8 protein-coding genes and 1 pseudogene are annotated in these 9,731 nt (G+C 59.6%); 8 read left to right on the top strand and 1 reads right to left on the bottom strand.

From position 1 onward, the window contains the following. Both AC1DZY_RS26170 and AC1DZY_RS26165 read left to right on the top strand, forming a co-directional pair. Nucleotides 1–197, top strand: a pseudogene (locus tag AC1DZY_RS26170) (integrase core domain-containing protein); the annotation flags it as partial. Nucleotides 198–450: 253 nt separating this feature from the next. Continuing rightward, complete coding sequence (locus AC1DZY_RS26165; RefSeq protein ID WP_476823080.1) at nucleotides 451–2,148, top strand: FkbM family methyltransferase; 1,698 nt, start codon at nucleotides 451–453, stop codon at nucleotides 2,146–2,148. Here AC1DZY_RS26165 and AC1DZY_RS26160 read toward each other — a convergent pair. Continuing rightward, nucleotides 2,145–2,657, bottom strand: coding sequence for a dTDP-4-dehydrorhamnose 3,5-epimerase family protein (locus AC1DZY_RS26160; RefSeq protein ID WP_476823079.1), 513 nt, complete (start codon nucleotides 2,655–2,657; stop codon nucleotides 2,145–2,147). The two genes, AC1DZY_RS26165 and AC1DZY_RS26160, sit on opposite strands and share 4 nt — an antisense overlap. A 386-nt stretch (nucleotides 2,658–3,043) precedes the next feature. On the opposite strand from AC1DZY_RS26160, the gene AC1DZY_RS26155 reads away from it, so the two are divergent. From AC1DZY_RS26155 to AC1DZY_RS26130, 6 genes are all read left to right on the top strand, one after another. Beyond that, nucleotides 3,044–4,306: a DegT/DnrJ/EryC1/StrS family aminotransferase gene (locus AC1DZY_RS26155; protein WP_476823078.1), complete on the top strand. Its 1,263-nt coding sequence runs from the start codon at nucleotides 3,044–3,046 to the stop codon at nucleotides 4,304–4,306. A gap of 4 nt (nucleotides 4,307–4,310) precedes the next feature. Then, nucleotides 4,311–5,078 (top strand): methyltransferase domain-containing protein, encoded by a 768-nt coding sequence (locus AC1DZY_RS26150; protein WP_476823077.1) that lies wholly within the window; start codon nucleotides 4,311–4,313, stop codon nucleotides 5,076–5,078. Next, nucleotides 5,075–6,157 carry a GDP-mannose 4,6-dehydratase gene (gmd, locus tag AC1DZY_RS26145; RefSeq protein WP_476823076.1) on the top strand — a complete coding sequence of 361 codons (1,083 nt, stop codon included), beginning with the start codon at nucleotides 5,075–5,077 and terminating at the stop codon, nucleotides 6,155–6,157. Before AC1DZY_RS26150 ends, gmd begins: the two co-directional genes overlap by 4 nt. After that, nucleotides 6,154–6,693: a methyltransferase domain-containing protein gene (locus AC1DZY_RS26140; protein ID WP_476823075.1), complete on the top strand. Its 540-nt coding sequence runs from the start codon at nucleotides 6,154–6,156 to the stop codon at nucleotides 6,691–6,693. The genes gmd and AC1DZY_RS26140 overlap by 4 nt, the downstream gene beginning before the upstream one ends. Before the next feature lie 2 nt (nucleotides 6,694–6,695). Next, the gene (locus tag AC1DZY_RS26135; RefSeq protein ID WP_476823074.1) at nucleotides 6,696–7,817 is read left to right on the top strand and encodes a hypothetical protein; all 1,122 of its coding nucleotides are present in this window, start codon (nucleotides 6,696–6,698) and stop codon (nucleotides 7,815–7,817) included. A 73-nt stretch (nucleotides 7,818–7,890) separates the two neighbouring features. Beyond that, a complete protein-coding gene (locus tag AC1DZY_RS26130) occupies nucleotides 7,891–9,363 on the top strand; it encodes an NAD(P)/FAD-dependent oxidoreductase (RefSeq protein WP_476823073.1) in 1,473 nt (490 codons plus the stop codon). The last annotated feature ends 368 nt before the right edge of the window (nucleotides 9,364–9,731 follow it).

Raw genomic sequence — 9,731 nt, 5'->3', positions numbered from 1 at the left:
AGCTATGACAACGCGCTCGCCGAGACGATCAACGGCCTCTACAAGGCGGAACTCATCCACCGGCGCGGACCCTGGCGAAGCTTCGAGGCCGTCGAATTCACCACGCTGACCTGGGTCGACTGGTTCAACAATCGCCGGCTGCTGGAGCCGAGGAGTGCTACTACGCCATGCTGGACGAGCCAGCCATGGCAGCGTGACTCAAACGAAATGGCCTCCGGGAAACCCGGCGCGATTCATCGCGCTGTTCGTAGTCTCGGACGAGGCGCTTCCAGTGGGTTATCACTATGGTTTGGCTGAGAGATCTGTTGCTATTTAGGCCCTGCCTTATTTGTGGAAATAAAGGGGGGGGGGCAGCCAGAGCATTTTGTAGACGCAATAGTTGCTATCGCTTAGTAGTGCCCCGAATGTGCGGCCATTTGGGTTTTGCGCGAAACGAGTGGGGGGCGGCACATGGAAGGCAGCACTGATCAGGTCAGAACTCTCCCGCTGCTTCGGGAAGCGGGCCTGCTCTCGGATAACCCTTTTGTTCTGCTCGACGCCGGCTGTAGCGGCGGTATCGACGCGGTTTGGCGCATTTTTGGCGAAGAACTTGTGGCGTACGGCTTCGACCCACAACGTTCGGAATGTTTACGCCTGCAGGCAGCCGAAACGCGACCCCGCGTCGAATATGTTCCGGCCTTTGTCGGTCTTCCCAAGGATCATCCCTTTCTCGTTCGTCGCGCCCAGGAAGATAGCCGAATCAAGGCTCATTTTGAGCCTTGGAGCCGGCTCAGCACGGCCGAGGCGGTCAGACTCGGAGCACATGCGAGCCAGCAGAGCCAACCGATATTTGAAGACTGGGTCTCGCTCGACACGATCGTGCCGCTTGATGCATTCGTGCGTGATCGGAAGCTTTCGACTGTCGATTTTATCAAGATCGACGTCGATGGCACCGATCTAGATGTGGCGCTTTCGGCCGAAAGCGTCACACGCTCCCACCAGATCCTGGGCTTCGCGATTGAGGTCAACTGGACCGGATCGCATCTCGAAACCGAGAATTCCTTCCACAACATCGACCGCAATATGCGTCGCATGGGCTACTCTCTCGTCGGCGCGACGCACCGCACCTATTCGCGCCGTGACCTTCCGGCGCCGTTCCAGTTCGACGTGCTCGCCCAGACGCATGGTGGGCAACCGATACAAGGCGACGTAATCTATCTGCGCGACGCCGCCTCGGACCATGACACTTGGCTTTGGGGAATTCCGTTAGGACCCCACAAGCTGCTGAAGCTTCTGGCGCTATACGAGATGTTTCGCTTGCCCGACATGGCCGCCGAATTGTTGAACGCTTACCGGGGCATGCTGGCTGGTCTAGTCGATGTCGATTGCCTGCTCGACGCGCTGACGCCACCGCGCGACGGTCGCCCGCAATCATACCGTGAATATATCGCCGCTTTTCGTGCCGACCCGACATGTCTGCTGCCGAAGAACCTAAAGCAGCCAGAAGCAAATATCGTCGAACGGATCGCCCAGCCTACGCGGTATAGCCTCGAAGAAATGGCTCGGATGCTGGCTGACGGCTCAGCAGATGAAGCAAGAGACTGGCTCCCCTGGCTGGTCGTTGATTCAGCCGGCGCGTCGACTGCGGCGGGGATCGCCGCCCTGCCAGATTGCGAGGGCTATGTTTGCTCGGGACCATACTGGCCGCTGCGCACGGGATCCTATCGAATGGCGGTGACCGTAGTCGCCGATTCCTCAACATCACTCGAGCCCGATGCGGCAATTGGCCTGATAGATGTAGCTAATGGTGGCGATGAGATCACGTCGATGACGATGCGCGTCCAACATCTTTTGGACGGCAGGATCGTCATGCCTTTCAATATTGCAGAAGGCGCTGACCAGGAGCATTCGCATCGGATCGAAACGCGCATCCATTCACTAGGGACGGTGCCGTTCCTAGTTAAATCGCTCCGAATTGAGCCCCACTACGAGCCGCAGCTTGCTGAGGCCCCTGCCGTGACGAACGAGCCAGAGCCTCCTCAGGAATTTGTTCCGGGACTTTCGCTGCCGAGGCGCGTGCTAATCGCAACGACGCCCCCTATCGTACTAAAAGGTTTGAGGGCGCTATGGCACAAATTGTGTCCCCAATCAGAACAGAGGTCTGCCTAGACTGAGTCGCGTTCAGATAAGATCGGCGTGGAGATAGGCCAGAAGAATCCGTAGGATGGATCGTTCCATTTAATCGTGAACTGGCCTAAACGATCATACGTAGTAGTCTGTTTATAGTGATATACGCAGAAATCTGATATCACCAAAAAAGAATTACCGAATTTTGGCGGTACATAGAGCTGCCGACAATTCTTATCTGACAACGTAAAAGATTGCCATTTACGATATTGCGATGATTGCGGGTCATTGTTTACGATATTAATGAAAATAACTCCGTATACGCAGGAAACCAACTTCGCTGTTTGACTATCGCCATGTATTCCGCGCAGAACATTTTTATAACTTATCGAAAAATCATCTTGAACGAAGTCGTCAACTATACCCGCCTCTTCATAAAGCTCTTGATTGTAGCTTTCGACATAAATTCCTCGAAAATCCTCAAACCTGGTAGGCGGCGTAACCAGCAAAACGCCATCGAGTGCAGTCTTCGCAACGATCACTTTAGACACAACAGTCAACATCCTTCGGCTAACAGCTATGGCAAACAGTGAACCGCGCAGCGCAGAGCTAAACGCCTGCGTACTGCCAACGTCCGTTCGCCAAATCACAAAGTTCGAGATTGTACCGCTTCGGCTGCATCGCTGTCACCTATCGACTCACCCATACGCCGCTTCCTGCCGCGGATGTCAGCCGGCCAGATTTGGTGTGCACGGCCGCCGCTGATATCGCAATCTGAGTTCGCCGACAGATCCTCCGTATGGCTGTCAAAGCCTCTTTCATAATAGGATCACAACGCTGTTGGGCCTGCAGAAAATTTCTGTCGCATCAGCGGCAACCCGAGCCGAAAGCAGTGGGGGACTCGGGAGCGCTTCTAGGATTTTCCGCCACCGCGAGAATGGCGCTGGCACAAGCGTCCCCTATCGAACGGCCAATTGACCGTAGCTTCCAGCCGGCTCGCACCATTGCAAAAGGCCCTCAGCGATGGCATAGCGCGCTCGCGAACGAACGGTGGCCATCGAGGCTATGCCAGTCCCGGTCGAGTGCTGAAAGAGTAGCGATGAACGCCGCCTTGCCACCCATCAACCAAGTCGATCTCTACGTCGATGAGCAGGAGCTCGCCCTTGTCTCGCTGGCGATCGAGCAGCGCTGGCTTACCGAAGGCAAGTTCACAAAGGCGCTAATCGACAAGATTTCGCGCAAACTCGATGTCAAGCACGTCTTTCTCGTTCCCAACGGAACTCTGGCGCTTTATTTGGCTTTGCTCGGGCTCGACTGCGAACCAGGTAGCGAAATTATCATTCCGAGTTTTACCTTTTACGGCTCGGCCACATCGGCTGTGTTCGCGGGGCTGAAGCCCGTCTTCATCGATTGCGATCCCAAGACCTTCAGCGCCACGCCCGCCGGCTTCGAGGACGCGATCACGCCGCGCACGCGCGCAATCATGCCGGTTCATATATATGGGCAGGCGTGCGACATGGAGGGGATCATGGCCGTTGCGCGCAAACATGGCTTGCGCGTGATCGAGGATGCAGCACAGGCGTTCGGCGTCACTCTTAACAATAAATCGGCCGGCACCTTCGGTGACATTGCGACATACTCATTTTATTCCGACAAGGTCATTACTACCGGCGAAGGTGGGTGCGTCGTCACCAACGACGACGACCTCGCCCAGAAGATCGCGCTGTTGCGCAACCAGGGCCGGCCAAATTCCGGGACGTTCGTACACCCTTCGTTGGGGATGAATTTCCGCACGACCGACCTTCAGTCGGCGATCGGCGTCGTGCAGATGGACAAGCTACAGGCAATCGTCGACGGCCGCGCCTTGAAGTGGGAGCGTTACATGGCCGGGCTCAAAGGCGTCGTCGACCTCGGTTTCATGGAGATCGTTCCCGGCTCGACCCTGATCCCCTTCCGCTTCCCGATCCTGTCGGACAGGCGCGAGGCGCTCGCCGCCGCGCTGGAGGCGCAGGGCATCCAGACGCGCGGCTTCTTCTACCCGATGCATCTGCAGCCCAAGCTCATGGCCTCGCCGCCGCAGTCGCTGCCGGCCAGCGAGGATCTGAACCGCAGGGGCCTCTGCCTGCCGGTCCATCACCATCTCAGCGACGCGATGATCGACCGGATCGTCGCGGCCATTCGCGGCTTCTTCGGGGCCTGACGCGATGGCGAGGCCGTTCGTCGCGCATTACGACCTGCTCTATGCCGACAAGGACTACGACAAGGACATCCGGGATTTCCTGGCGCTGACGGGGCTCTCGCCCCCGATCGGCGGGCCGCTGCTCGAGATCGGCGCCGGCACCGGCAACCAGACGATCCGGCTGGCAAAGATCGCGGCGCAGCCGACCTGCGTCGAGATCGACCCGGATTTTGCCGAGATCCTCCGGACCAAGGTGACGCCCGCCAGCCACCCTCATGTCCACGTCGTCGATCTGCCGATCGCGGCGCTGCGCGGCCGGGATTTTGCGGCCGCCGTCGCGTTCTTCCATGTGCTGAACTATATCGGCCGCGAGGCGATGCCCGGCTTCATCGCCGACCTCGCTGCCTGCCTCGCGCCCGGCGCCGATTTCGTCGCGGACATCTGGCATGGCGAAGCGGCGCTCGCCGACCCACCCCGCCACGAGATCCGCCGGAAACGCAATCTGGGCCGCGACATCCGCTTCGAGGTCACGCCGCGCACCGACGCCGCCGCGCGCGAGGTCGTGCTCGACTACGCCATCGCGATCGCAGGCGGCGATGCTCCCATCGTCATCGAGGAGCGGCTGGAGCTGTTCCTCTGGTCGAAGGACGAGCTGACCGCCCTGCTGACGGCGGCCGGCTTCACCGACATCGCTTTCTTCGACTACCGGAACTACCCCGCCCCCGCCGCGCCCGACAGCTGGCGGGTCTGGCTCCATTGCCGCCGTGGCGGACAAAGCGATCGCACTCCATGAGCAGCAAGACCGCCCTCATCACCGGCGTGACCGGCCAGGATGGCTCCTATCTCGCGCAGTTCCTGCTGGCGAAGGGCTACAAGGTCCATGGTATCGTGCGCCGGAATTCCGACTTCACCTCGAAGCGGATCGACCCGTTCCTCTACGCCGAGAACTTCGTCACCCATTATGGCGACGTCGTCGATTCATCGTCGCTGCACGTGCTGCTCGAGCGTGTCAGGCCCGACGAGGTTTATAATCTCGCGGCGCAGTCGCATGTCGGCATCTCGTTCTCAGTCCCGGACTATTCGAGCCAGGTCAATGCGCTGGGCACGCTGCGGCTGCTGACCTCGCTCAAGGAGGTCGGCCTGCCGGCGCGCTTCTACCAGGCCTCGACCTCGGAGCTCTTCGGCGGCCTGCCTGGCTCCGAGCCGCAGAGCGAGACGACGCCGTACACGCCGCGCTCGCCCTATGCCGCCGCCAAGCTCTTCGCGCTTTGGACGACGGTCAATTTCCGCGAGGCCTATGGGATGCATGCTTCCAACGGCATCCTATTTAACCATGAGTCGCCCCGGCGCGGCCGCAACTTCGTTACCAAGAAGGTCTCACTCGCCGTTGCCCGCATCGCGCGCGGTGAGCAGGATATGGTCAAGCTCGGTAATCTCTCGGCGCAGCGCGACTGGGGATATGCACCCGATTATGTTGAGGCGATGTGGCTGATGCTGCAACGCGACGAGGCCAGCGACTTCGTCGTCGGGACGGGGCGGTCCTACAGCGTACGTGAGTTCGTCGAGGTCTGCTTTCGCGAGATCGGCGTGGAGATCATCTGGCGTGGCTCAGGTGTCGACGAGGTGGGTGTCGATGCTGCGTCCGGCACAGTCCGCGTTGCTGTCGATCCAGTCTATTTCCGCCCGACCGAGGTTGACGTGCTGCGCGCTGACCCCTCGCGGATCGAAAGGGATCTGGGTTGGAAGGCGAAAACGCTTGTGCCGGAACTGGCGCGGCTGATGGTGCGCTACGATCTCGTCCACAGCGAATACGGCTTTCCCGACGCCGTTGATGATTCCGTGATCAACCACATATTGGGCCAAGCGTCATGACTAAGCTCCATCTCGGCTGCGGTACGAAGCGGCTACCCGGCTACATCAACGTAGATATACTCCCGGGTCCCGCCGTCGATCATATCTGCGACATCCGTGAGCTCGATTTCGCCGATGAATCGGCCGACTTGGTCTACTCATGCGCCGCGATCGAGCATGTCGGGCGTCGCGAGTGGGTCGATCTGCTTCGTGAATGGCGCCGCGTGTTGAAACCGGGCGGCTTGCTGCGCGTCTCGACCATGGATTTCGATGCCTGCGCCAGCGAGTATCTCAAGAACCGCAACCTGCCGCAGCTTCTTGGCCTCTTGATTGGCGGCCAAAAGGACAAATACGACTGGCACGGTATGATCTTCGACTATGATGTCCTGGAACAAGGCCTGATCGAGGCGGGGTTTGGCAATGTTCGCCGCTATGACTGGCGCCAGACTGATATCGGGCTCGCCGGCATTGACGATTATAGCCAAGCCTATCTACCGCACATGGACAAGGAGCATGGCAGGCTGATGATGCTCAACGTCGAAGCCGAGCGCGTCTGACGGTGCGATCTTCTTCTCCTGGCAAGCCTTATGTCAGCGTAGCCTTCGTCAATCGTAACGACGGCTATGGCGGCGATTTCGAAGAACGGGTTTCGAAGTTCATCGATTATTACGCGCACTACAGCGCCCGCTGGCCGGACCTGTTCGAGTTCGTCATTTGCGACTGGAACCCACCAAGCGACCGCCCCCGTCTCCGCGATGCGTTCGATTGGAAGAAGCTCGGCAACGTGCTTCATGTCGAGGTGCCGCCGGAAGTCCACGAGGCGATCAGGGCATCCAACAGCCGCGTGATGCTGGACTACATCGGGCGGAACGTCGCTGCCCGGCACGGCCGCGGCCGGTTCACCTTGGTGATGAACCAGGACATCTTCCTCAGCGAAAGCATCCTGCGCGAGATCGCCAAACGGCGGCTCGACGAGAATTCATTCTACCGCGCCGACCGCTGCGACTTTGATTTCGACCCCTGCCGCGAGCTGCTGCCGCCGGATTTCGAGGTGGCAGCCCTCGCCAATGTCTTTGAGATCCACCGTCGCCATCACCCCGACGATCGCGCGATTTCGGCGCCCGTCAAAGCTGCAACGCTTGTAGCCGAAGGGTCCAGGCCCGTGCCGGGCGACAGGCTAGACGCCGTAGCAGGCACGATCGTCTGCTCTGCAGGTACGCAGGAATTCTCTAACGACAAGCGACGCGAACGCAATTTCGCTCGCTTTCCAGCAATGCATAAGGAGCTGGCTACGTGGCGCGCGGAATACCAATCCGCCGCCTATCACCGCAAATTCTTCCTTCATAGTAACGCATCGGGCGATTTCATCCTCGCGCCACGGGCGGCCTTCTTTCAGATCGAAGGCATGTTCGAAGCAAAAGACTTCTATTTCCACTTGGACTCCTATGCCCTGATCCAGCTGTTCGCAGCCGGGTACCAGCAGGTAATATTCGCCCAGCCGCACCGCATCTACCATGCCGACCATGACCGCTCAGGACGTACTGGCTACCAGGAGCCGATGACATGGCCTGATCACGAGGTCGCATTGTCACGCATTCTGCGCGAGCCGGGCGCGTTCCGCTTGAACGGTCGCGATTGGGGCCTAGGCGGCTTCAATCTGCCGCGTTGGCGCTTGACCTGAGTCAAGAGACTGTGGGTCCTGAAGGTGTTAGCAGAGGACCGCGTTCACATCGCCCAATCGGGATTTTTATAACATGGCTTTCCTCACGCGCCCCACCACCTATGATGTCGTTGTCATCGGCAATGGCTCCATCGGGATGAGCCTCGCCAACCGGCTAAAAACCCGTGACGACACGCTCCGGATCGCTGTTGTTGGACCGGCGGCCCGCACGGGCGGCGCCTCAGTGACGGCAGGAGCAATGATCAATGCCTGGGCCGAAGTTGGATACGGCGTCTTCGACAACCCGGCACTTGGGGACCGTGCCGAACTCTCAATCCAATCGATGCCAATGTGGGAGGATGTCCGCCAGGAACTGGCCGAGTTCGCGCCCGACAATCTCGGCATCGCTTGGGGCACCTATATCCTGAACAACGCGATGGGCTCGCCTCACGAGACCCGCGCGGTCGATTACATTATCGAAGCCATGGCCAAGCGCCAGGTTTCTCATCAGGTCATGTCCGCCTCCGACGTGCCCTGGCTTAAGCCAGAACCGCGCGGGCAGATTACCCGTATCGTGCGCGTTCCCGATGGGCGCTTCGACCCCTATAAAGTTTTAGGAGCTTATGAGAAGGCGGCGCAGGCTCGCCGCATCGAGATGATAAACGACAGGGCAGTCGCACTCGATCTCGCTGATGGCCGACGCTCCGTAAAACTGGCCGATGGTATGGTACTTGATGCCAAGCAGATCGTGCTCGCCAACGGTTCGTTCGCCCAAGCGCTAATCGACGGGGTGCCCGATCTCCGGCATGCCATGCCGCGGCTTCTCTGGGGCGCGGGCTCTGCGCTCGATGTCACGCTGCCGGACTGGGTCAAGAAATATGGCGGCATCGACCGCTCGATCCTCGATATCGATCACGTCGTGCGCAGCGTCGACCGCGGCGGCGCCTGCGGCCTGCATCTAGTGCCGCATGGCAACGGCGAATATTACTGCGGTGCCTCGGCCGGCGTTTGGTTCGATCCCGAACCTAAGGCGCGCGTCCATGCGATCCATGTCCTGTTGCGCGGACTTGTTGAGGAGATCCACAAGGCCTTCTTCTTCGCCGGCATTAGCATCCGCGGTCCCGGCTTTCGGCCAACCACGATCGACGCTTTCCCCCTGCTAGGCGAATCGAACATCGAGGGCGTTTGGCTTGCCAACGGCATGAAGCGTGACGGTTTCACTTGCTCGCCGCTGATCGCCAACGAGATCTCGAGCGCCATGGTGGGCGGCCAGAGCCGGCTGCCTGAGCGCTTCAAGCCGGTCAGGAAGTTGATCTCTTACAAAAACAAGACCAAGGCGATCGACGATCATGTCGACGGCGATATTGGCGGCGAATTTCAGCACGGCCTGTATCTCCCCCCCTATGCCCATTCCGGCTATCGCGAGGCGCGCATACAGAAGACGGAGCGCGTTTACGAGAAGCGCGGTATCACGGATTTCGGGATTCACCCGGAAATGATTCACCTCTACGAGAACGACGAGTTCTTCGCGGCGATCGATCACGGCCGTGAGTCGGTGCCAGGCTGAAGATCCGGCTTTGCGATCTGACCAGCATTGACCCGACACTGGCTGGTCGGTGTTTCTCGTCAATGCTCCCATTTAACGCGTCTCGCCGCCGGGCCCTGTCGGCAGTTCCTTCGCAGCAGCATACAGGCGATCGGAGGCCACGGCGTGGCCAGGACATCGACATGCCAGGTCTCGTTCGCCTTGGTCAGCTTGGTGTCGAGCGTAAGCGCTGTCCCGTTGGACCTTTGCTGGAGCGGTCTGAGCGCCGATGTTTGAAGCCCCTGAGGGCTTCGACACATGACGATTTCAGAGCTTACGCTTAAATCCGGCGACGACGAGCCGGTTCGCCGGTTCGAGGTCTTCACTGGGACCGGGCGCCGACGAGACTG

This window comes from Allobosea sp. P2_A10, assembly GCF_056405115.1.
Note: the sequence above shows the minus strand (reverse complement) of the source record. Positions and strands in the feature narration are given on the sequence as shown.